The organism is Cognatiluteimonas sedimenti (assembly GCF_022808325.1).
In the GTDB taxonomy this organism is placed as follows: Bacteria; Pseudomonadota; Gammaproteobacteria; order Xanthomonadales; family Xanthomonadaceae; genus Cognatiluteimonas; species Cognatiluteimonas sedimenti.
Window position 1 is genome coordinate 145,715 of record NZ_JALGCL010000001.1, and the last position, 22,400, is coordinate 168,114.

General features: G+C 64.8%; 21 protein-coding genes. 12 read left to right on the plus strand and 9 right to left on the minus strand.

The genetic code is table 11. The annotated features are described in order from the left end of the window. Positions 1-32: 32 nt before the first annotated feature. The 4 genes from MQC88_RS00690 to MQC88_RS00705 all read right to left on the minus strand — a co-directional run bounded on the left by MQC88_RS00690 (position 33) and on the right by MQC88_RS00705 (position 4,296). On the minus strand, positions 33-410 hold the full coding sequence (locus MQC88_RS00690) for a hypothetical protein (protein WP_243318258.1): 378 nt from the start codon (positions 408-410) through the stop codon (positions 33-35). Between the two features lie 134 nt (positions 411-544). Continuing rightward, positions 545-1,732, minus strand: a complete 1,188-nt coding sequence (locus tag MQC88_RS00695) for a thiolase family protein (protein WP_243318260.1) — start codon at positions 1,730-1,732, stop codon at positions 545-547. Between the two features lie 226 nt (positions 1,733-1,958). Continuing rightward, positions 1,959-3,119, minus strand: a complete 1,161-nt coding sequence (locus tag MQC88_RS00700; protein WP_243318262.1) for an isovaleryl-CoA dehydrogenase — start codon at positions 3,117-3,119, stop codon at positions 1,959-1,961. Between the two features lie 76 nt (positions 3,120-3,195). After that, positions 3,196-4,296, minus strand: coding sequence for a Glu/Leu/Phe/Val dehydrogenase dimerization domain-containing protein (locus tag MQC88_RS00705; RefSeq protein ID WP_243318264.1), 1,101 nt, complete (start codon positions 4,294-4,296; stop codon positions 3,196-3,198). Between the two features lie 325 nt (positions 4,297-4,621). Between MQC88_RS00705 and MQC88_RS00710 the strand changes: the two genes are divergently transcribed. The 7 genes from MQC88_RS00710 to MQC88_RS00740 all read left to right on the plus strand — a co-directional run bounded on the left by MQC88_RS00710 (position 4,622) and on the right by MQC88_RS00740 (position 14,476). Next, a complete protein-coding gene (locus MQC88_RS00710) occupies positions 4,622-6,187 on the plus strand; it encodes a tetratricopeptide repeat-containing sulfotransferase family protein (protein ID WP_243318266.1) in 1,566 nt (521 codons plus the stop codon). 79 nt (positions 6,188-6,266) lie between these two features. Continuing rightward, the gene (locus MQC88_RS00715) at positions 6,267-9,800 is read left to right on the plus strand and encodes a methylmalonyl-CoA mutase family protein (protein ID WP_243318268.1); all 3,534 of its coding nucleotides are present in this window, start codon (positions 6,267-6,269) and stop codon (positions 9,798-9,800) included. A gap of 46 nt (positions 9,801-9,846) precedes the next feature. Beyond that, entirely contained in the window at positions 9,847-10,398 is a 552-nt protein-coding gene (locus MQC88_RS00720; protein ID WP_243318269.1) for a hypothetical protein, read from the plus strand. A 585-nt stretch (positions 10,399-10,983) separates the two neighbouring features. Next, a complete protein-coding gene (locus tag MQC88_RS13100) occupies positions 10,984-11,967 on the plus strand; it encodes a ParA family protein (protein WP_243318271.1) in 984 nt (327 codons plus the stop codon). 20 nt (positions 11,968-11,987) lie between these two features. Further along, entirely contained in the window at positions 11,988-12,671 is a 684-nt protein-coding gene (locus MQC88_RS00730) for a RelA/SpoT domain-containing protein (protein ID WP_243318273.1), read from the plus strand. A 75-nt stretch (positions 12,672-12,746) separates the two neighbouring features. Beyond that, positions 12,747-13,151, plus strand: coding sequence for a hypothetical protein (locus tag MQC88_RS00735; RefSeq protein WP_243318274.1), 405 nt, complete (start codon positions 12,747-12,749; stop codon positions 13,149-13,151). 98 nt (positions 13,152-13,249) lie between these two features. Continuing rightward, positions 13,250-14,476, plus strand: a complete 1,227-nt coding sequence (locus MQC88_RS00740; RefSeq protein ID WP_243318276.1) for a S41 family peptidase — start codon at positions 13,250-13,252, stop codon at positions 14,474-14,476. Positions 14,477-14,622: 146 nt separating this feature from the next. Here MQC88_RS00740 and MQC88_RS00745 read toward each other — a convergent pair whose 3' ends face one another. After that, complete coding sequence (locus MQC88_RS00745; RefSeq protein ID WP_243318278.1) at positions 14,623-14,853, minus strand: hypothetical protein; 231 nt, start codon at positions 14,851-14,853, stop codon at positions 14,623-14,625. After that, complete coding sequence (locus MQC88_RS00750) at positions 14,850-15,869, minus strand: nuclease-related domain-containing protein (protein ID WP_243318280.1); 1,020 nt, start codon at positions 15,867-15,869, stop codon at positions 14,850-14,852. Before MQC88_RS00750 ends, MQC88_RS00745 begins: the two co-directional genes overlap by 4 nt. Before the next feature lie 278 nt (positions 15,870-16,147). Between MQC88_RS00750 and MQC88_RS00755 the strand changes: the two genes are divergently transcribed. From MQC88_RS00755 to MQC88_RS00770, 4 genes are all read left to right on the plus strand, one after another. Then, positions 16,148-16,699, plus strand: a complete 552-nt coding sequence (locus tag MQC88_RS00755; RefSeq protein ID WP_243318282.1) for a hypothetical protein — start codon at positions 16,148-16,150, stop codon at positions 16,697-16,699. An 86-nt stretch (positions 16,700-16,785) separates the two neighbouring features. After that, positions 16,786-17,109 (plus strand): M20/M25/M40 family metallo-hydrolase, encoded by a 324-nt coding sequence (locus MQC88_RS00760; protein WP_243318285.1) that lies wholly within the window; start codon positions 16,786-16,788, stop codon positions 17,107-17,109. Between the two features lie 245 nt (positions 17,110-17,354). Beyond that, a complete protein-coding gene (locus tag MQC88_RS00765) occupies positions 17,355-18,509 on the plus strand; it encodes a DUF4185 domain-containing protein (RefSeq protein ID WP_243318287.1) in 1,155 nt (384 codons plus the stop codon). Positions 18,510-19,027: 518 nt separating this feature from the next. After that, positions 19,028-19,165, plus strand: coding sequence for a hypothetical protein (locus tag MQC88_RS00770; protein ID WP_243318289.1), 138 nt, complete (start codon positions 19,028-19,030; stop codon positions 19,163-19,165). Between the two features lie 88 nt (positions 19,166-19,253). Here MQC88_RS00770 and MQC88_RS00775 read toward each other — a convergent pair whose 3' ends face one another. After that, positions 19,254-19,553 carry a transposase gene (locus MQC88_RS00775; protein WP_243318292.1) on the minus strand — a complete coding sequence of 100 codons (300 nt, stop codon included), beginning with the start codon at positions 19,551-19,553 and terminating at the stop codon, positions 19,254-19,256. Between the two features lie 176 nt (positions 19,554-19,729). On the opposite strand from MQC88_RS00775, the gene MQC88_RS13025 reads away from it, so the two are divergent. After that, positions 19,730-20,839 carry a GGDEF domain-containing protein gene (locus tag MQC88_RS13025; RefSeq protein ID WP_243318293.1) on the plus strand — a complete coding sequence of 370 codons (1,110 nt, stop codon included), beginning with the start codon at positions 19,730-19,732 and terminating at the stop codon, positions 20,837-20,839. A 103-nt stretch (positions 20,840-20,942) separates the two neighbouring features. On the opposite strand, the gene MQC88_RS00785 is transcribed toward MQC88_RS13025, so the two are convergent. Further along, positions 20,943-21,638 carry a transposase gene (locus tag MQC88_RS00785; RefSeq protein WP_243318295.1) on the minus strand — a complete coding sequence of 232 codons (696 nt, stop codon included), beginning with the start codon at positions 21,636-21,638 and terminating at the stop codon, positions 20,943-20,945. A gap of 150 nt (positions 21,639-21,788) precedes the next feature. Continuing rightward, positions 21,789-22,397, minus strand: a complete 609-nt coding sequence (gene trmY / locus MQC88_RS00790) for a tRNA (pseudouridine(54)-N(1))-methyltransferase TrmY (protein ID WP_243318297.1) — start codon at positions 22,395-22,397, stop codon at positions 21,789-21,791. Between the last annotated feature and the right edge of the window lie 3 nt (positions 22,398-22,400).

Sequence of the window (22,400 nt, forward strand, 5' to 3'; positions counted from 1 at the left end):
CTTTTCCATTTTCTCACAACACTCGGGCGGTATTACTGGCCGTCGTTGTTGGTCGGCGCGTCGGCGGAAGCAGCGGCTTCCTCGGCGGCGTCCTGGGCCTGCTCGGCCGAGTCGGCTGCGTTCTCGGCAGCGTCGGCGGCGTCGTCGGCATCGCCCATGTTGCCGGCGCCGGCGGCGGCGTCGGCGGAGGTGCCGGCGGCGTCAGCGGCGGCAGCCGCGGCGTCGGCCGAAGCCTGGGCAGCGTCGGCAGCCATGGTGTCGCCGGTAGCGGCGGCATTGTCGGCAGCCTGCTGCGCCTCGTTGGCGGCAGTGGCGGCTTCGGCGGCCGAGTCCTCGGCCTGCTGCTGGTTGGTGCAAGCGGCCAGGGCCAGGCCCATGGCCAGGGCGAGCAGCGCCTTGTTGATGATCATGTGGTTCTTCCTCGTCGTTGAGTTAGGCAACGCGCAACTGCGCGCCTATAACATGATGACAAGCCCGTGTCGCCTGTCAAGCGGTAGGCCGTGTTTTTTTTGTAAAGCCGTTTTAACCAAACGGCCCGGATCGTTCACGCCATCTCGACGGCGACTGCGGTGGCTTCCCCGCCGCCAATGCACAGGGACGCCACGCCGCGCTTGCCGCCGCGCGCCTGCAAGGCATGCAGCAGGGTCACCAGCAGGCGCGCGCCGCTGGCGCCGATCGGATGGCCCAGGGCGACCGCGCCGCCGTTGACGTTGAGCTTGTCGTGGGCGATGCCGAGGTCGGTCATCGGCGCCATCGCCACGCAGGAGAAGGCCTCGTTGATCTCGAACAGGTCGACGTCGGCGACCGTCCAGCCGGCCTTCGCCAGCACGTTGCCGATCGCCGACACCGGCGCGGTGGTGAACCATTCCGGCGCCTGCGAATGGGTGGCATGGGCCACGATCCGCGCCAGCGGCTTGAGCCCGCGGCGGGCCGCTTCGTCGGCGGACATCAGCACGGTGGCGGCGGCGCCATCGGAAATCTTCGAGGACGAGGCGGCGGTCAGCACGCCGTCCTTGCCGAAGGCGGCGCGCAGGCCGGGGATCCTGGCGACGTCGATCTTGCCGGGCTCCTCGTCCTTGTCGACCACGACGTCGCCCTTGCGGCCCTTGACGGTGACCGGGACGATTTCCGCGTCGAACGCGCCCGACGCCTGCGCCGCCTGTGCGCGCTTGACGCTTTCGGTCGAGTACGCGTCCAGCGCTTCGCGGTCGTAGCCGTACTTGCTGCAGGCCATGTCGCCGAACACGCCCATCGCCTTGCCGTCGTAGGGATTGGTCAGCCCGTCCCAGGCCATGTGGTCGAGCATCTCGGCGCTGCCGTAGCGGATGCCGGTGCGCGAACCGTTGAGCAGGTGCGGGGCATTGGTCATCGACTCCATGCCGCCGGCGACGACGACGCTGGCCGAGCCGGCCTTGATGATGTCGTGCGCCAGCATCACCGCCTTCATGCCCGAGCCGCACACCTTGTTGATGGTGGTGCAACCGGCCGACGCCGGGATGTCCGCGCCCAGCGAAGCCTGACGTGCCGGCGCCTGGCCCAGGCCCGCCGGCAGCACGCAGCCCATGATCACCTCGTCGACCTGGTCGGGCGCCAGGCCCGCATGCGCAAGCGCGCCCTGGATCGCGGTGGTGCCCAGCTGCGTGGTCGGCACGCCGGTGAACTGGCCGAGGAAGGAACCGATCGCGGTGCGCCTGGCACCGACGATGACGACATCTGTACTGGAAGTGGACATGCGGACTCCGGGGACATGCCGTCCCTAGGTGGGGCCGGCGCCGGGGCCGGGATCGCCCGATTATGGCGCTGTTTGCTGCAGTGCGGCAAACCGCTGGCGCAGGCCCGCCCGCAGGCCCATGCTTGCCCGCTGGATTGCAGGAGCGGCTGATAACCGCGAGCACTTGCCTTGTTCGGGCAGTCGCCGCGCAAAGCTCGGGGCTATCAGCCGCTCCTGCAAGGCGTGGTCAGGCCTTGCCGTCGAACAGCTCGCGGCCGATCAGCATCCGCCGGATCTCGTTGGTGCCGGCGCCGATCGCGTACAGCTTGGCGTCGCGCAGCAGGCGGCCGGTATCGAACTCGTTGATGTAGCCGTTGCCGCCGAGCGCCTGGATCGCTTCCAGCGCCACCTGCACCGCGGCTTCGCTGGCGTGCAGCAGGCAGGCGGCCGCGTCCACGCGCGACTTGTGGCCGGCGTCGTAGTCGCGCGCCACCTGGTAGGCGAACGCGCGCGAGGACTGCAGCGCGGTGTACATGTCGGCGATCTTGGCCTGCATCAGCTCGAAGCAGCCGATCGGCTGGTCGAACTGCCGGCGCTCGCGCACGTAGGGCAGGGCGATGTCGAGCGCCGCCTGCATCAGGCCGATCGGGCCGCCGGACAACACCAGGCGCTCGGTGTTGAGCCCCGACATCAGTACCTTGACCCCGCCGTTGACCTCGCCGAGCACGTTCTCCGCCGGGATGGCGCAGTCCTCGAACACCAGCTCGCAGGTGTTGGAGCCGCGCATGCCGAGCTTGTCGAGCTTCTGCGCGGTCGAGAACCCCTGCATGCCCTTCTCGACGATGAAGGCGGTCATGCACTTGCTGCCGGCATCCCTGCCCGCGGTGCGCATGTAGACCACCAGCACGTCGGCCTCGGGGCCGTTGGTGATCCACATCTTGTTGCCGTTCGCGATCCACGTTCCGTCCGCGCGTTGTTGCGCGCGGCAGGCCATCGAACCGACCACGTCCGAGCCGGCGCCGGGTTCGCTCATCGCCAGCGCGCCTTTCCATTGCCCGCTGCACAGCTTCGGCAGGTACCTGGCGCGCTGCGCGTCGTTGCCGTTGGCGTAGAGGTTGTTGACGCACAGGTTGGAGTGCGCGCCGTAGCTCAGGCCGACCGAGCCGGAGGCGCGCGAGATTTCCTCCATCGCCACCAGGTGGGCCAGGTAGCCCATGCCGCTGCCGCCATGTTCCTCGGCCACGGTCAGCCCCAGCAGGCCCATCTCGCCGAGCTTGGGCCACAGGTCCTGCGGGAAGGCGTTGTCGTGGTCGATGGCGGCCGCGCGCGGCGCGATCTCGCTGTCGGCGAAGCGACGCACCGCCTCGCGCAGCGCATCGATCTCTTCACCGAGGGGAAATGGACGCATGGGTACTCCGCAGGTGCTGGTGGTGCCACAACGAGAACGGGGCCCGCAGGCCCCGTCCATTATCGCCCATCGGTCATCAATGACCGCGGATGCGTCCCTGGAAGCGCGGCTTGGCGCGGCCCAGCGGCAGTTTCAGCTTGCCCATCACCGCGATCCGCTCCTCGGCCATGCGGTCGGCGGCCTTGTAGGTCGGGATGCCGTCGCGCTCGGCGATTTCGTAGATGCGGCTGAGGTTGTGGTAGATCGTGCGCATCATCCGCATCGCGCGCTCGCGGTTGTAGCCGGTGATCTCCAGCGCCACGTTCATCACGCCGCCGGCGTTGACCGCGTAGTCCGGCGCGTAGAGGATGCCGCGCTTCTGCACCTCGTCGCCGATCGCGTTGCTGGCCAGCTGGTTGTTGGCCGCGCCGCAGATGACCTTGGCCTTGAGCCGCGGCAGGGTCTGCTCGTTGACGGTGCCGCCCAGCGCGCACGGCGAGTACACGTCGGCCGCCACGTCGTAGATCTCGTCCAGGCCCACGGCCTCGGCGCCGTACTCGGACACGGCCTTGTCGACCAGGCCCTGGTTGATGTCGGTGACGAAGATCTTGGCGCCGCGCTCGCGCAGCAGCTTGACGTACTCCATGCCGACGTGGCCCAGGCCCTGCACGGCGTAGCTGTACTTGCCCACTTCCTCGTCGCCGAACTTCTTCTGCAGCGTGGCCATCAGGCCCTGCAGCGCGCCGTAGGCGGTGAACGGCGAGGGGTCGCCGGAACCGCCATGCACCTGGTGCACGCCGGTGACGAACTCGGTCTCGCGGAACACGTATTCCATGTCGTTGACGTCGATGCCGACGTCCTCGGCGGTGATGTAGCGCCCGCCCAGCGACTCCACGAACTGGCCGAACGCGCGGAACAGCGCCTCGGACTTGTCGGTGGCCGGGTCGCCGATGATCACGGCCTTGCCGCCGCCGATGTCGAGGCCGGCGACCGCGTTCTTGTAGGTCATGCCGCGCGACAGCCGCAGCACGTCGTTGAGCGCGTCGGCCTCGGTCTTGTACGGCCACATGCGGGTGCCGCCCAGCGCCGGGCCGAGCACGGTGTTGTGGATCGCGATGATGGCCTTCAGGCCGGCATCCTTGTTGTGGCAGAAGACGACCTGCTCATGGCCGAAGGTGTCGAGGGTTTCGAAAATCATCGCGTGCTCCAGAGCGCTGGCGGCCGGATCGCGTATCGCGAGCGACGCCAACAATGTTTGGTAAGTCTTTGATTAATCGGGGTTCTGCGGCAGCAGGGGTGTTCTTGCCCCTACGCAGGCGCCGTATTTTACGCGTCTGCGCCGGCAAAAGCCCGTCATGGCAATGCTGCAGGCCGGCCCCGTCGGCGCCCGGCCCCGCGGCGGGGGCCGCCGCCGGCGCGCGGGCGATCGGTTTATCCTTGGCCCGGAACCGCTGCGCCTTCCGCGGGATCCCACCCACCACACACCGCATCGCGCCGCCGGGCGCGACGGGAGCAGTTGACCGATGCAATCCCCCGAACTCCTGCACCTCTGGCAGGCCGCCGAACGCCACCTCGGCGCCCGCGACCTCGCGGCCGCAAGCACGGCGTACCGCCAGCTGGTCGGCGATGCCCAGTTCGGCCCGTTGGCGCAGCTGCGGCTGTCGCTGATCGCGACGGCGCAGCGCCACTATCGCGATGCGGTCGACGCCGCGATGGCCGCATTCGACGCGCGCGTGTCCGATGCGGACCTGCTGGAGATGATCGCCAAGCGCCTGTCCACGTTCGGCGAGTCGCAGGCCATGCTCGCGTGCACCGGCGACCAGGCGGTGCAGCAGGCGACCTCGATCCAGACCCTCGCCGAACTCGGCAAGCTGCTGTCCGACGCGTCCTTCCCCGGCCAGGCCCTGCCGTTGCTGCAGCGTGCACGCAAGCTCGGCCTCGACACCCCCGTGCTGGGCCACCTGATCGCCCTGTGCCTGATGTACACCGGCGATGCCGAAGCGGCCGAGCGCGAACTGCTGGCGTGCCTGAAGACCGAGCCGGACATGCCGCTGGCGCTGTGGGGCCTGGGCAAGCTGCGCCTGGAGCACGGCGCGCAAGGCCGGATCGATGGCCTGCGCAGGGCGATCGCGAAGCGCGAAACGGCCGACCCGGATTCGGAACTGGCGCTGCTGCACTACAGCCTGTTCGCCGAACTGGACCGCCGCGACGAGATCGAGCCGGCGTGGCAGGCCCTGGCCGAAGGCATGCGCCTGCGCCGCGCGCAGATGCGCCACGACACCGCCGCCGAACAGGCGCTGTTCGACCACATGGCGAGCCTGCGCCCGCAGCCGGTCGCGGGCGCGCCCGATGATGGCCCGCGGCCGGTGTTCATCGTCGGCATGCCGCGCTCCGGCACCACCCTGCTGGAGCGCGTACTCGGCAACCATCCGGACGTGACCGACGCCGGCGAGCTGCGCGACCTGGTGCGCCAGCTGCGCTGGATGTGCGACCTCGGCGGCCCGTCGCAACTCGACCTGGCGCTGGCCAGGCGCGCCGAGTCCATCGACTTCGCCGAGCTCGGCCGCCGCTACCTGGCGCACACGCAATGGCGCGCGCAGGGCCGCGCCGTCTACACCGACAAGATGCCGGCCAACTTCCTCAACGTGTCCTACATCGCCCGCGCGCTGCCGCAGGCGCGGATCCTGCACATGGTGCGCGGGCCGATGGACACCTGCTTCTCCAACCTCAAGGAATGGTTCGCCGGCGCCTATCCGCACAGCTACGACCAGCTGGAGATGGCGGACCACTACCGCCGCTACCGCACGCTGATGGCGCAATGGCGCGCGCAGTACCCGGACCGGATCCTGGACGTGCGCTACGACGAGCTGGTGGCCGACCCCGAGCGCGTGGCACGCGAGGTGCTGGAGTTCTGCGGGCTGCCGTGGCAGGCGGGGCTGTCGGTGATCGAGCAGCGTAGCGACAGCGTCGCCACCGCCAGCGCGATGCAGGTCCGCGAGCCGATCCACGGCCGCTTCCTCGAGCAGTGGCGCCGCTACGAAGCCCACCTGGGCCCGTTGCGCGAACGCCTGGGCGCACTCGCCTACTGACACGCCGGCCCAACGGGAAGGGCCCCTGGCGGGCCCCGCGCTACAATCCGGAAATGACCGTTTCCGTATCGAGTGCGCCATGAGCACGCCTGCCGCCAGCCTGTCCGCAAGCCAGCCCACCGCCCAGTCCGAGGCCGCCAGCCCGCTGCGCTTCGTCACCGCCGCCAGCCTGTTCGACGGCCACGACGCCGCGATCAACATCATGCGCCGGCTGATCCAGTCGCAGGGCGCCGAGGTCGTGCACCTGGGCCACAACCGCAGCGTCGAGGACGTGGTCCGCGCCGCGCTGCAGGAAGACGCCGACGGCATCGCGCTGTCGTCCTACCAGGGCGGCCACGTCGAGTACCTCAAGTACATGGTCGACATGCTGCGCGAGCGCGACGCCGGCCACATCCGGGTGTTCGCCGGGGGCGGCGGCACGATCACCCCGGAAGAGATCAAGGAACTCGAGGCCTACGGCGTGGAGCGCATCTACCACCCCAACGACGGCATGCACATGGGGCTGGTGGCGATGATCGAGGACGTCGTCCGCCGCGCCGCCGAAGCGCGGCAGCCGGTGGAGACGCCGCACAAGGTGGCGTTCGAGGACGAGATCGCGATCGGCCGCATGCTCTCGGCGATCGAGGAAGGCGCACTGGACGAGGCCGAACTCGCGCACCTGCGCAAGCAGTGGCAGCTGGCCGGCGGCAAGACCCCGGTGGTCGGCATCACCGGCACCGGCGGCGCCGGCAAGTCCTCGGTCACCGACGAGCTGCTCAACCGCTTCCTCGCCAGCTTCCCGGAAATGCGCATCGCCGTGGTCTCGGTCGACCCGACGCGTCGCCGCACCGGCGGCGCGCTGCTGGGCGACCGCATCCGCATGAACTCGCTGCGCAGCCCGCGCGTGTTCATGCGCTCGATGGCCACCCGCCGCCAGCACGCGGCGACCAACGTCGTGCTCAAGGACTGCATCGCCTTCCTCAAGTCGCTGGGCTACGACCTGGTGATCGTGGAGACCGCGGGCATCGGCCAGTCCGATTCGGAGATCGTGGACCTCGTCGACTTCCCGATGTACGTGATGACCAGCGACTTCGGCGCGCCAAGCCAGCTGGAAAAGATCGACATGCTCGACTTCGCCGAGCTCGTCGTGCTCAACAAGTACGACAAGCGCGGCGCCGAGGACGCGCTGCGCGACGTGCGCAAGCAGTGGAAGCGCAACCACGTCGCCTTCAACGTCAAGGACGAGGACGTCCCGGTCTATCCCACCATCGCCAGCCAGTTCAACGACCCCGGCATCAGCTGGATGTTCGCCAACCTGTGCCGCCTGCTGCGCGAGAAGCTGGCGCTGCCGGCGGAAAAGTGGACGCCGCGGATCGACACCGCGCTCAAGGAACCGCGCGCCACCGTGCTGATCCCCGGCAACCGCGTGCGCTACCTCGCCGAGATCGCCGAGCAGGGCAGGACCCTGAACGCGAAGATCGAACACATGGCCGACATCGCCGACAACGCCCAGTCCTACTGGCAGGCGCTGGTGGCGCTGGGCGACGCGGCGCTGCCGCCGCAGCTGGACCTGTATCCGGCCGATGCGCTGCTCGACAAGGAGGCCGACAACTCGCTGCGCACCCTGCGCCAGCGCTACAACGACGCCGTGCAGTCGCTCGACGCCGAGGCCCTCAGGCTGCTGCGCGAGTGGCCGGCGCGGCTGAAGTCGATCACCGACGAGGTCACCGAATACGAGGTCCGCGGCAAGGCCATCAAGGTCGAGAACTACCGCGAGTCGCTGTCGCACCAGAAGATCCCGAAGATCGCCGCGCCCACCTACAAATCCTGGGGCGAGCTGCTGACCTTCCTGCAGAAGGAAAACCTGCCCGGTTACTACCCCTACACCGGCGGCGTGTACCCGTACCGCCGCACCGGCGAGGACCCGATCCGCATGTTCGCCGGCGAAGGCACGCCGGAGCGCACCAACCGCCGCTTCCATTACCTCAGCGTCGGCCAGCCGGCCGCGCGCCTGTCCACCGCCTTCGACAGCGTCACCCTCTACGGCGAAGACCCGGCGCCGCGCCCCGACATCTACGGCAAGATCGGCAACTCCGGCGTCAACATCCCCACGCTCGACGACATGAAGAAGCTCTACTCCGGCTTCGACCTGTGCGCGCCGACCACCTCGGTGTCGATGACCATCAACGGCCCCGCGCCGATGATCCTGGCGATGTTCATGAACACCGCCATCGACCAGCAGGTGGAGAAATACCTGCGCGCCGACCAGGCCCGCTGGGAGGCCGCCCACGACAAGATCGAAGCCTTCTTCAAGGGGCGCGAACGCCCGCAATACGCCGGCCCGCTGCCCGAAGGCAACGACGGCCTGGGGTTGGCGCTGCTCGGCATCACCGGCGACCAGCTGCTCGACGCCGACACCTACGCCCGGATCAAGGCCGAGACCCTGTCCACCGTGCGCGGCACCGTGCAGGCCGACATCCTCAAGGAAGACCAGGCGCAGAACACCTGCATCTTCAGCACCGAGTTCGCGCTACGGATGATGGGCGACATCCAGCAGTACTTCGTCGACAACAAGGTCCGCAACTTCTACTCGGTGTCGATCTCCGGCTACCACATCGCCGAAGCCGGGGCCAACCCGATCAGCCAGCTTGCCTTCACCCTCTCCAACGGCTTCACCATCGTCGAGTACTACCTCGCGCGCGGGATGAAGATCGACGACTTCGCGCCCAACCTGTCGTTCTTCTTCTCCAACGGCATGGACCCGGAGTACACCGTCATCGGCCGCGTCGCCCGCCGCATCTGGGCCCGCGCCATGCGCGAGCGCTACCAAGGCGACGCCCGCAGCCAGATGATGAAGTACCACATCCAGACCAGCGGCCGCTCCCTGCACGCGCAGGAGATCCAGTTCAACGACATCCGCACCACGCTGCAGGCGCTGTATGCATTGTTCGACAACTGCAACAGCCTGCACACCAACGCCTACGACGAAGCGATCACCACGCCGACCGAGGAAAGCGTGCGCCGCGCCGTCGCCATCCAGATGATCATCAACAAGGAGCTGGGGCTCAACTTCAACGAGAACCCCTGGCAGGGCAGCTTCGCCGTCGACTACCTCACCGACATGGTCGAGGAAGCGGTCTACAAGGAGTTCGAGGCGATCAGCGAGCGCGGCGGCGTGCTCGGCGCGATGGACACCATGTACCAGCGCGGCAAGATCCAGGAAGAAAGCCTGTACTACGAGCACAAGAAGCACGACGGCAGCCTGCCGCTGGTCGGCGTCAACACCTTCCTGCCCAAGGAACACGCCGGTGACATCGTCACCGAGATCGAACTGATCCGTAGCACGGAAAGCGAGAAGGGTCAGCAGATCGACAACGTCGCCCGCTACCAGGCGCTACGCAATCAAATTGCGGGAACGGCTCCGGTGGGAGCGGCTTCTGTGGGAGCGGCGTCTGTGGGAGCGGCTTCAGCCGCGAGCTCTTCCCCCACCCCCGGCCTGGCCTACCTCCAGAAAACCGCCCGCGACCGCCGGAACGTGTTCGCCGCGTTGATGGAAGCAGTGAAGACGCATTCGCTGGGGCAGATCAGCCATGCGCTTTATGAGGTGGGTGGGGAGTATCGGCGGAATATGTAGCTGATGGTCGACAATTCACAGTAGTGGGTTGCCAATTGGAGGGGTTATGAGTGAGAACGAACTAGCTCTAGCGGCGACAAACGTAATGCGCGTACTTGAGCCACTCGCTGTGGATGAGCGGGCTCGAGTGATCCGCGCAGCGCTAACTCTGCTGGGGGATGTCAGCTCAGGCGCCAGTAACTTGGGATCGCCTGCTCACGGCTCAACAAGCTCAAGCGATCGCCCAGCGGCGGCAGAGCCAGATCTTCGCATGCGGAGGCTAGGCCTTTCTGTCGAGCAGTTGGAGAACTATCTGCACTTCGAGAATGGTGACGCAACTCCTATCGGGTTGCCGGGCAATGCCCAATCAAAGCGCGAGCAGACAAAGAATACGTATTTGCTTGCCGGTTTGGCCGCGGCACTATCAGGCGGCGACGGTAAATTTTCTGATAGTGAGGCAAGAAGCTTATGTGTGCAGTTCGGCTGCTTTGATTCTCCTAACCATGTGCGGATCTTAAAGACGCTTGGGAATAAGTTGACTGGATCGAAGGACGCGGGCTGGAAGCTAACGTCTCCCGGGCTCAACGCTGCCGCTGCACTGATCAAGAATCACAGCTAGCACTGCCGAAGAACGGCGATGCATATCTCCGCAGTTTTTTAATTGGGAGTGTGGGAATGGAGCACGCGGAAGCGTTCGTCAAGATCGTTGATCTGCTTCGTAGTCTCGACAAGGAATCCCAAAAGAGGGTGCTGGCGTCTGTCCATGCTCTTCTTGACGTGCCCTCGTCTCGGGCTATGCCGGAGCGCCCGGTAGCCGACTCGCAGATTCATGTCCAACCAAGCTTCTCGCAAGATCGCACGATCTCTGCAAAAGAGTTTCTTCACGACAAGGATCCCAGAACGGACGTTGAGCGAGTTGCTTGTCTGGCGTACTACTTGAGTCACTACCGAAATGCGCCGCACTTTCGAACCGTAGACATCAGCGCACTGAATATAGAAGCCGCTCAGCCGAAATTTTCTAATGCCGCGTATGCCGTAGAAAACGCACGCGCGTCGGGGTTGCTTGTGCCCTCTGTTGGGGGAAACAAACAACTGAGTGCTCTAGGGGAACGATACGTCGAGGAACTCCCGAATCGGGACGCAGCCAAATCGATCCTTAAGAGCGCTAAAACCAAGCGCCGGGCTAAGCGGTAAGGGGCGGCGTATGTCAATCTCGATAACACTCTTCAACCACAAGGGTGGCGTAGGGAAAACGACCTTAGGCGTCAATCTTGCCTTCGCGCTTGCGGACCTGGGAAAGTCCGTTCTTCTTGTCGACGCTGATCCTCAGTGCAACCTAACGTCATATCTGGTTGATTCGGAGGTGGTGGACAAGTTCCTGGATGAATCAGAAACCACTCGGGGTTCCACGATCTGGTCGGCACTGTATCCGATGGTGACTAGCGGTAAAGAAGTGGCGGAAATTGAGCCGTTCGAAAGAGCGCCTGGGGTTTATTTGGTTCCAGGAGACATCAGGCTCAGCGAATTCGAACTCGCGCTCGGGCAGTCCTGGTTGGATTGCTTGCAGCGAAAGGTCCGCGGCTTCGTCGAATTAACGGCGTTATCGAGGATCAGCCAGAATTGCGCAAAAAAGATAAATGCTGACGTAGTGATATATGACGTAGGTCCGAATATCGGCCCTTTGAACAGAGCAGTGATTCTAGGCGTCGACTATTTTATAGTTCCAGCAGCGTGCGACCACTTCTCGACGCGAGCGCTCAAGACACTTGGACACACCGTCGCTAGTTGGGTCCAGGATTGGCAGATCGTTACACAACTTGCCCCCCGAGATGTGCCTTCACTTCCCGGCACTCCGCGATATTTAGGGTATGTGCTTCAGAAGTTTCGAATGTACGGCGGTGAATTAACGAGCGGGAGCCGCTCATACGCAGCGCAACTTCAGCGCCACAGTTTTAGCGATATTGTCTCTGTGCTGCGATCGGTTGATCCATTGCTAGCTGAAGGTACGCCGAGTCAGTTTGCTTTGGGTCAAATTAAGGACTTCTCGACGCTCACGCAGCTTGCGCAAGAGCAGGGTGCTGCGATTTTTAATGTCAAGGGCGGCTCACAGTATCAGAAGGATCAAGCGCGGCGCGCATTCCAAGAACTAGCCTCCAGGGTGCTGGCGCGCACTGTTGGGGGGTCGTAGCTATGACTTCCTTTCAGCAGTTGGATAGCGAGCAAAAGGCGCTGGCAAAGGAAATTGTTGCGAAGTATGTTTCCGAGAGGGAACTGGTTGAGACAATGCTGTCGCAGCTAGCTACTGCGGTGCAGAGCTCCTCTAAACTAATGGCGCTTGTGCATTCGCTTCGTTGGCGAGTTAAAGATCCGGAACATCTAAAGGATAAGATAGCTCGAAAGATGCTGAAGGCGAAGATGGAAGGGGCAGAGTTCGGCATCTCAGTTAGTAATGTGTTTGAAACAATCAACGACTTGGCCGGACTGCGCATTCTGCATCTTCATACTACGCAGATCACTGCAATTGATGTGGAATTGAAGAAACTATTGGCAGAATATAAGTATGACGTTATTGAAGATGCAAAGGCGCGAACTTGGGACGATGAGTACAGGGCCTTCTACGAGTCTGTGGGTATAGCAACAGTTGAAAGTCCGAAGATGTACACAAGTGTCCACTATGTGATTTCTCCGAACATCGTGACGAAGCGCACATGCGAGATTCAGGTGAGGACGCTAGCGGAGGAGCTCTGGGGTGAAGTCGACCACTCGATGAATTATCCGACAGAGACAAAGGTAACTACGTGTCGAGACCAGATCAGAGTCTTGGCCCGATTAACATCCAGCTGCAGTCGTCTCGTGGATTCGATCTATAGCTCCAATCCGAAGTTCAAGTAGGCGTCGGAAAAAAGAGGCCAGAGTAAATTTCAGTTTCAAACAGAAATTTACTCTGGCCCCTTTTACGCCGCAGCCGTGGCCGGTGCCGGCGAACGTCTGCTCTCCGCCGCCGAAGCCAGGATTCGCGGTGGAAACGTGGTGCGGCCGGTTGCCAACTTCCTGCTTTTCAAGACCCTTGCAGCGCTGTTGTTCGCCGGCTTCATGTTGTTTGCCGCCTTGTTCGTGTTGAACAACTTTTGGAATGCGGTGACACGGGTCGGGCAGCGCCCGGCAGCGACCTCGTCGGCGGCACCCATGCTCGTTCCAGCGCCGGCCAGCAACCGAGCAGTGACCACCATGCCTTTGCCGGATGCAGCCCACAGGCCGGACGTTTCGTCGCTAAAGCCATATCGTCCGCCCACCGAAGCCGAAATCCGCGAGTCGCAGCGCAAGGCCGACGAAGCCATCAACGTGATCAAGGATCACGTCCCGGAGATGTAATTCGGGCTCAAAACAGCCGTCAGGCCGAGCTTCCCCCGGGGAACCGGAAATGGCCTATCTTCAGCGCCATGGGATCGGGGTTTCCAGGGGCGGTCATCGTGTCACTGCTGTGCGCAGGCATGGCGATGGCCGCCGAGCCTGTGCGCCAGACGCAGATGGACGAGGTGGTCGACCGCATCGTCAGTGATCACGTGCAGGCGTATTCGCGCGAGGAATTGGAACGGCGGGCGCTGCGCGCGCTCGTCGCGGACATCGACCCGTACGGCAAGGTGCTCGATCCCGCGGAATGGGCGGAGATGCGCAGTGGACTGGACGCCGGGCTCGCCGGTGTCGGCGTGACCCTGGCGATCGACGAGGCCAGCAGCCGGCCGCGCGTCGAGCGCCTGATGATCGGGTCGGCGGCCGGCGGCGCCGGCGTGCGTGCCGGCGACTGGCTGGACGCCATCGACGGCCATGACACGCACGGCCAGTCCTACGATGCCTTCATCCCCCGGTTGCTCGGGGCGCCGGGCAGCGTTGTCCGGCTCACGGTGCGGACCGGCGACGATGCGCCGCGCACGATCGCGGTGACGCGCAAGCTGCACCCCCTGCCGAGCGTCCATGGTGTGCATCGCGCCGAGGACGGCACTGCCGCGTACCTCCTGGACGCGCAGCGCGGCATCGGCTATGTGCGCGTCGCGCGCCTCGCCAGCGATTCGGTCGGCGAAGTGGAAGCCGCACTGGCGACGCTGCGCCGGGAACACGCCTGCGGCCTGGTGCTCGACCTGCGCGGAAGCGTGGGCGGCTACATGTCGGCGGGGATCGGGATTGCCGACCTGTTCCTTTCCGAAGGCCTGATCGCAGGTTCCGAGGGCCGCAAGGGCCGCGAGCTCCATCATGCGGATGCGGACGTTGCGTGGGCCGGTCCGATGGTCGTGCTGATCGACGCCGAGACCGCTTCCTCCGCGGAGTTCCTCGCGGCCGCATTGCGGGATCATGGCCGCGCGCCATTCGTCGGGCAGCGCACGTTCGGCAAGGGCATGGTCCAGGAGATGTTCCCGCTCGCCGCAGGTGGTGGCCTGATCCTCAGCACCGCCCGCCACGTCCGCCCCTCCGGCGTGGCCGCGGACCGCCACGATCCACCGCCTGCCAACGACAACGCCGGCGTGTCACCCGACCCCGGCGAGGAAATCGCGCTCGAGGGCGAGGACCTCGCGCGCTGGCGGGAGGCAATGGACCTGCGAGCCAGCCCGACGCCCGTGTCGGCCGCAGACCTGGCCAACGCGCCAGCGGATCGCGCATTGCAGCGTGCAACAGGGTTGCTGCCCTCGACGTGCCCGCGCTAGACGTGCTGCAGAACCAGATACGAAAAAAGGTGTCAGGGAAAATTTCGGGTGTATTGGAGAAAAAGGGGTCGGAGAAAAAGGGGTCAGGTTCATTTATCCCGTGAGGTTGGCGGCCGTCCTCTCAAGCGAAAAGGGGTCAGGTTCATTTACTCCGCCCCTTCCAAGTCGTTGCCTTTTCGACGCTGAAACCAGAAGTAGCTGGAAAGAATCACGATTGCCTGAAGGGCCATCAGCGGCGGGAAGAAGACATGGGTTGCCGTCCACAGCAAACAGCAGATCAGCGTGATGGTTAGCGGCGTGCGGCCGAACCTGCTGGCGACATACAGGATCAGGACGAACACGAGTTGGTACAGGAGGACAGGGATGGTCACGATCATGGGTCACCAGCTTGGTTTCGATGGAATAGAGCGCTGGTTCCGCATTCGGCGCATTCCCGGAAGAACAGATCCTTGTCCTTCCTCAATCGCGGATTGTGGCCGGGTTGGCATGTGAACCTGATGGCGGTGTTGGCGTCACAGCCGAAGCACTTGAAGTAGTAGCCGTACTTCCCGTACAGGATCGATCCAAGGCCTTGGCTGCATTGCTTGCAGCTTGGCCCTGAACTGGTCTTTGCGGTTTGGGCTGACTTGCTCGACAGAGGCGTCGACCGGATGGCCGCGACGGACCTGGGCTGTTCGGGCGCCACTACATCAACGTTGCGTACAAGCGGCTTGTGCCGAGAAGCCAGCTGCTGTGCTACGTGCGCCACGGTTTCGCCGGATACCAGCTTGGCCGTTTTGGCCAGCAGTACCAGCGCGTTGTCGTTGTCGATGTCCTTCCAGATGTTCTTCCGCAGCTGATCGGCCTTGATTACGCGCGAGGTGTCGAATCGCTTTGGACGGTCGATGCGTGCGCTGGGCGCAATCAGGACAAAGGAATAGAACGTGGGCGCGAGCCGGACGCCCAGCCGGGTAGGCAGTTCCACCTCCGCCATTGCATCGCGGAGGACGGCAATGTGCCTATCGTTCTGTTGCAACGGCGAGGCCATGCCTTCGAAGGTCTTGCGGAAGGCGTTCCAGCGCATGAACTCCCCGTCCTCGGTAATTTTGACGCCCGCATGAAAGTGCCTCGACTCCAGGACATAGATCTCCATCCAGCGGTTGAGGAGGAGGTGGTCGATCTGTGCGGTGCGGCCGTCATGCTCGATTCGAAGGTCATGAACTACCGCCCAGTTGGGCGACTTGGCGTAGTCGAAGTCGATGAGATAGGCCGACTCCGATTCGCCCTTCAGTCCGGCTTTGCGCCGTCGTAGTTCCTCGGAAGCCCGTTTGGCTTCAACGCCCGAGCTGGTTCGGGCTAGCCTCTCCAATTTCTCGATGATCCACGACTGGTCATCGGCCTGCTTGATCAACACGTCGGAATCCCCTTTTCCGTCGCCCCCTGGTCGATATTACGGGATAGGGGGCCATAAACAGGACACTTTGCATCTCTAATGACAGGGTGGCGACACGCCATGAGAGGCGCTTTCGGCAGGAATGGGGTAGGCGCATTAATTTGCTTACCGGCACGCTCGCGTGTATCGCACGCACGGGAACAGCGAGGCTGGGCAGGGCGCGTAAGTAATGCGGAGTCGCCCCGCCAGATCCGATTGATGCATGATTCTGCCCACACGGGAGGGGATCGGGGGACGGAATGGAGCGACACGAGCCAGTACTCAATCGGGAAGATCAGTCGGAGGCGGCCGCGGAGGATTGGGGCAATGTCCGTTTTCGACGCCTTGGAGCCGGCGGCGGCGCAGGTTCTCCAGACGACAATGCAGATGCCAGGTTCTGGATCGGCTTGTTGATCTTTCTCTTGGTTGCGCTCGCGTACCCCTGGTACTCGTATTGGGTCAATGCGCGGTTGTTGGCCAGCGACCTGCAAGCAGCGGGCGAGGTAATCGGCCGGCAGATCGAAGCCTCGAACGCACAGCTCCGCCGGCAATCGATGGCGCAGGCGGCGCGTCAACGGGCAGCCACTCAACAGGCGCGAATCGCCAGTGTGCGCGTTGTCGGAACGATTCCAGGCGCGAATGGCCCAACCGCGATCGTCCAGCTTGAACAGGCGGAATTGACCGAAGCGGCTGCGACAATCTGCAGGCAGACGGAGTACATGCTGGGTTCGTCGCTGGCGGGGAAAGCGTTACGCGTGCAACGGCATCGCGGAAGCCGGCCAGCGCTGGACGTGGGCAGCATCCGCTGCTGAAGATGTTCCAAGCTCATTTTTCCTTTTCCACCGAATAAAGGGGACGGAGGTAGTTAATTGGCTCATTTAACTACCCCCGTCCCCTTTTGCTCCCGGCCATCGCGATCGAGCAGAAGCAGAAGGGCAAGCCCGTGGCGAAGATGCCGCCGCTGGACCCGGCCCTCATCGGCCCGATGGAGGCACTCAGCGCGAAATACTTCCCGGGCGTTCCGGTGATCCCGGCGATGTCGACCGGCGCGACCGACGGGCTGCACCTGTCGGCGGTCGACATCCCGACCTACGGCGTGCCCGGTGCCTGGGGCGATCCGGACGGCAACGGCGCGCACGGGCTGGACGAACGGCTCGAGGTCCGCTCGGTCTATGTCGGCCGCGACTATCTGTTCGACCTGGTCAAGGCGTTGGCGCAGTGAGGACCCGCAAAGCCCGTCAGGGAGCAAGACAGGGCCAGGGCAGTTTCCCGGGCCGCGGCCGCGGCCGGTATCGAACCGCGTTGAATGAAACGGGGTCAGAGTACCCATTCCCTGGGCCGCAAGAATTCGGCCCAGGAACGGTGTCAGGTTCACTCATCTGCCGGGCCTGACGGAAAGTGAACCGGGCACTGTTACGCACAAAAATACGAACGATTCCATTTGCTTGCACGACAAGGAGAGATCGCATGACCGCTCCACGAAACGTTCCAAGGTCGTCGGCTGCGCTGGCCATCATCGCCTTGGCAGCGGCGCCTGCATTCGCTGCGGACAACGCGAACGAAGCGCCGCCGCCGCTCCCGATGGTGCAGTCGGTGACGCCGCTCGGCCTCGTGCAGCAGAACCCGGTGATCAACGCGCGCGACAATGCCCAGAGTGCGTTGTTCAGGGGCAAATCCATCTGGACCTTCGGCGATACCTCGATGTCGGTGCCCGGAACGCGAAACAAGTTCTGGGACGACAACTCGCTTTCCTGGACCACCAACCTCGACGCCTCCGGCGGTATCGCGCTCGAACGCGATCTCGTCGACTCGGCCGGAGCGCCGCGCGAATTCCTGCCGCTCACGGCAGCCGAGGCGATGTACAACTACGTGCACGACAACGCGCACTGCAGGGCGCAGCCGTGCGGTGCGGAGGTCGCATTGTGGGCCCAGCAGGTGGTGCCGGACGAAGCGCGCAACCGATTGCTGCTGTTCTACATCGCAATCCATCGCGTCGCCGGCCAGCCTGACTGGACGAACCTGGGCGCCGGCATCGCCGTCATGACGCCAGACGGGAAGGTCACGCGCCCCATCCAGAACCCGGGTTCGCCCATGCCGCAATTGCTCTGGGACGATGCCGAGGGCGGCTACATCTGGGGTTCGATCGTGGTAGCGGACATGCTTTATTCCTACCAGTGCGTTCCCAATTGGGTGGTGATGGACTGCAACGTCGGGCGCGTGCCACTGGCGGATGCGCTGGTCAAGTCGGAATGGCGGTACTACGCGGCTGATGGCAGCTGGAGCGCTGACGAAGCCGATGCCGTCACGGTGTTCCAGGGCGGCGCCGCGGGCAACAGCGTCTTCTACAACGCCTACCTCGGCGCGTACATGGCGATCTACGCGCAGCTCTTCACCGACGACATCATGTACCGTGTGGCGAACACCCCGTGGGGGCCGTGGTCCGATGCCGCACTGCTCTTCACCGGCGAACCGGGCTGGAACGGCACCAACGACTACGCCGCGTTCGCGCATCCGGAATTTTCGACCGGCAACGGCCAGGTGCAGTACATCACCTATGTGCACACCACCGGGTTCCTGCAACAAGAAATCCCGCTGATCAAGGTCGTCTTTCAAATACCCTGAGGATACGTGGGAATGCTGCCGGATCGACTGAACCGGCCGATGCCCTCGAGGCGTTGGGCATCGACGTGCAATGCGATGGGTGCCGCCTGCGTTCGATGCGCAACTCGCGCAGGCAGGGTTCACAGTGGCACGGGAACACACCATCGATGGACGTCGTGGGACGTGGCACATCGTGCTGGCGCAAAGGCGGGCGTAGGCGGGGAAGCGGTGAAGACTGGGGTCGGAGTACAAATTCCTTGAAATAGGACTCCTGTCTAAAAAGGGGCCGAAGTAAATTTTCGTTTCAAACAGAAATTTACTCTGGCCCCTTTTACGGAGTACCAATTCCCCCTAAAACGGGGTCAGGTTCACTTATCCATTTGTAGTAGCTGATCTCCCCGGCCGAGGCGCCCCCCGGGTCGGTCGTCGCAGCCCTCAAATTCTCCCTGACACCATTTCACCGGGCAGCATGCGCGCGGCCGGGGATCTGGATGCGCTGCCTGTAGTATTTCTGGATCCTTTGGTCGAGCCGTTCGAACATGCGTCCATATTTCCTCGTGCTGGCGGTGGTGGTCGCCTTGGGCGGCTGTGGCGGCGATCGCATGGAGGCCGCCGATGTCGCAGGCGCGGCACCGGACGCCGCAGGCGCGGGCGCGGAGGCCGTGGTCCCCGTCTGAGAAAAAGGGTCAGGTTCATTTATCCCGCGAGGTTGGCGGCCGTCCTCTCGGCCTGACGGCTGCGGCGCGGAACAAAACCGGGTCAGGTTCAGTTATCCGTAGCCGATGATTTGGCCGGCCGATGCGTCGGCTTGACGTAGTGGCGACCCAGCAGTTGCATCATCCGCCCGGTCGTGCCCGCTTCAGGTGGTGTCGCGAGCAGTTGGACGTGGTTGTCCATCAACACGTAGGCGTGCAGCCGGCAGCCGGTGGCGAGCAGTGCCTCGCGCAGCAGCTGGCGATTGCAGGCGCGGTCCGTGTCATCCAGGAAGCAAGGCAGGCGGTTGTTGCCACGCTGCACGATGTGTTGCGGGATGCCGGGCAGGTCGAGTCGCGGTTGGCTGGCCATGGCGCCAGCATCGACGGCGCCTTGCACCATCGGAATAGGCGAGGCTGGCGCGGGGCGTCGGGGTTCGGGTCGTACGCGCGTCGGAAGTGAACCTGACCCCGTTCCCCCATAATGTCGACGCCTTGCCTGCCGACGCGCCGGCACGGGCGCCGACTCCCAAGTAGCCCCGAATGCCCGTGCAGGATCCAGACGATCAGTACCTCCGCGTCGCCATGATGGTGATGCTCTCGCTGGCCTTGCTGGCGGGCGTTTGTGCGACGGCGATCCACTGGCTCGGCCCGGTCCATCGCCCAATGGATCGGGTGCTTCCGCCCGTGGCAAGCGCGCTGTTTGCCGGTCTCCTCTGCGCGCTGTGGCTGCGGCCCGCATGGGTGGGCGTCATCACGCGCATCGCGCTGTGCCTGTCGGCCCTTGCGCTGATGGCGCCCGCGTGGCTCTACACGGTGCAGGCAAGCCTGTCGCCGGAGCTGCGGCTGATCGACACGCTGCCGCCGATATCGTCGCTGTTCGCCGTCTTCATGGCGATGCTCATGATCTTCGTGCCGGGGCGGCGCGCGTACGTCGCCGCCGCGGTCGGCTGGCTGCTGGTGGCGTCCCCGGTGCTGGTCTACCTGCTGACCCACCCCGGGGAACTGGGGACGCCGCGCGGCGTGGACCTCGCCATGGCGTTCGGGCCCGCCAGCCTCATGCTGGTGGTGCTGCTGCCCGTGCAGCGCGGCCTCACGGGGAAGATCCGGAGGCTGGCCTCCGAGCGCGACGGCATCGAGGTGCAGTTGCACCGCGACCCGCTCACCGGGGTGCACAGCCGCCTGTTCGGCGAGCGCGTGCTTCGCGACGTGGCGGCGCGTGGCGGCACGGCCGGGCTGGTCATGCTCGACCTCGATCGCTTCAAGGCCATCAACGACACCTACGGTCATCCGGCCGGCGACGGCGTGCTGCAGACCGTGGCCGCGAGCTGCGAGCGCCTGCTGAGGGCGAGTGAGTGCATCGCGCGCTGGGGCGGCGAGGAGTTCCTCGTGATCCTGCCGGACGTCAATGCGGCGGCCCTGCATGGCATCGCCGATCGCCTGCGCGTGGCGATCGCGGCCGTGCCGGTGGCACCGGTCGCGCAGGTGACGGCCTCACTGGGCACGGCCGTGTTGCACCCCGGCGACACCCTCGAGACCGCGCTGCGGCGCGTCGATCGGGCGCTGTACCGCGCGAAGGAACTGGGCGGCAACCGCGTTTGCGCAAGCGATGGGAGCGAGGATGATCAGCTGCAGTCCCCAGGCGCACGTGCCCGCTGAGTTCGGCTTGGCCCCGGAGGCTTCACGCCTCGCGCGTGACAAGAAGGAAAAGGGGTCAGGTTGGGGAAAAGGGGTCAGGTTAGAGAAGGAAAAGGGGTCAGGTTCATTTATCCCGTGAGGTTGGCGGTCGCCCTCTCGGCCTGACGGCTGCGGCGCGTTGCGTCAGGGCTTCGATCTGCGCCCGGAACCGCTCCGAGCCCCACGCTTTCTGCTGGCGCGTGTTGAGCCGCAAGGTGTCGACCTCGTCCTTGGCCAGGTCTTCGGCAAACAGGGCAAGGTAGGCCGCCCGGCGTTCGTCTTCGGTGGCACCCAGGGCGAGGTAAGTCGGATGCGGGATGAGCCTGGGTTCGTGGGAGCCGTGGGCGTTGTGCTGGTGGCTGGACCAACGGTAGTCGCCCGCCGTGGCGACCATGCCCGCCCGCACGGGATTGCACTCGATGTAACGATGGCAACGCATGACGTAGGTGTCGCTGTCGACCACCGCGGCCTTGAACCGGCCTTCCCACAGCGTACCCGTGCGGTGATATCGGGCGTTGAAGCAGCCGACGTAGCGCCGGCCAATGGCTTGCATCATCCGCGAGACCGCGCCCATGGCCTGCGGCGTCACGAGCAAATGCACATGGTTGGTCATGAGTACGTAGGCGTGCACGGCGCAATCATGCTTCAGGGCCGCTTCGCCGAGCTCCTGGCGGTAGTGGAGGTAATCGCCGTCGTCCGCGAAGCAGGCCTGCCGGTCGTTGCCGCGCTGGACCACGTGCTGGGCCACGCCGGCCAGGTCGAGTCGGGGCAAGCGGGCCATGCGGGGTGCTCCGGATTGGGGCGCGCCAGCATGTGGGGTGTGTTCGCCCGATGGAATCAGGCAAACAACGGGGTTTGGGTCAGAAATGAACCTGACCCCATTTTTCGCCGGTGAAGTCGCGGTGCCAGGGGTCGGGTTCTTCCGCGGGGCTCAGTCCACTGCGCCCGCGGCTTCGTCCAGCACATGGTGGATCAACAGCACGCACTGCGAAGCAAACAGCATCGTCCGCCCCAGCGAAACCTTCTTCGCCCCCAGCCGCTCGAGGCTGCCGAAGGTCTTCTTCGGCATCGGGATGTGGTCGGTCAGCAGGAAGCAGGGGTTGCCGGCGAAAGCCTGCTCGCGGATCGGCGTGCCCTTGCGGTCCATGACGAACAGCGGGTGGTCGGCGGCGAGCTCCTGCACCAGGCGCTCGAAGGCGATGGTGCGCACGGTGACGCCAGGTTCCACCGGCCGCGCCTCTTCCTTGCCCATGCCGCGGGAGGCGTCGAGCGCGCGGGCGACCTTGCCGAGCAGGGCGCGCTCGTCGAAGCCGCCGATGTCGTGCATGGCGTTGGCCTCGAAGCGGAGGGTGCGCGAGTAGTCCTGGGTGCTTTCGAGCACCAGGTACACGACCACGTCCGGCCGGTGCGACTGCGCGACGAAGATCGCGTTCATCAGCGTGTGCGCCAGGATCTCCGGATGGGCCTCCTGGCCGATGGCCGCCAGCAGCTTCTGGCTGTCGGTGGGCGCGGCGCGCGCTCTCAGTACGAAGGTCCGCATTCC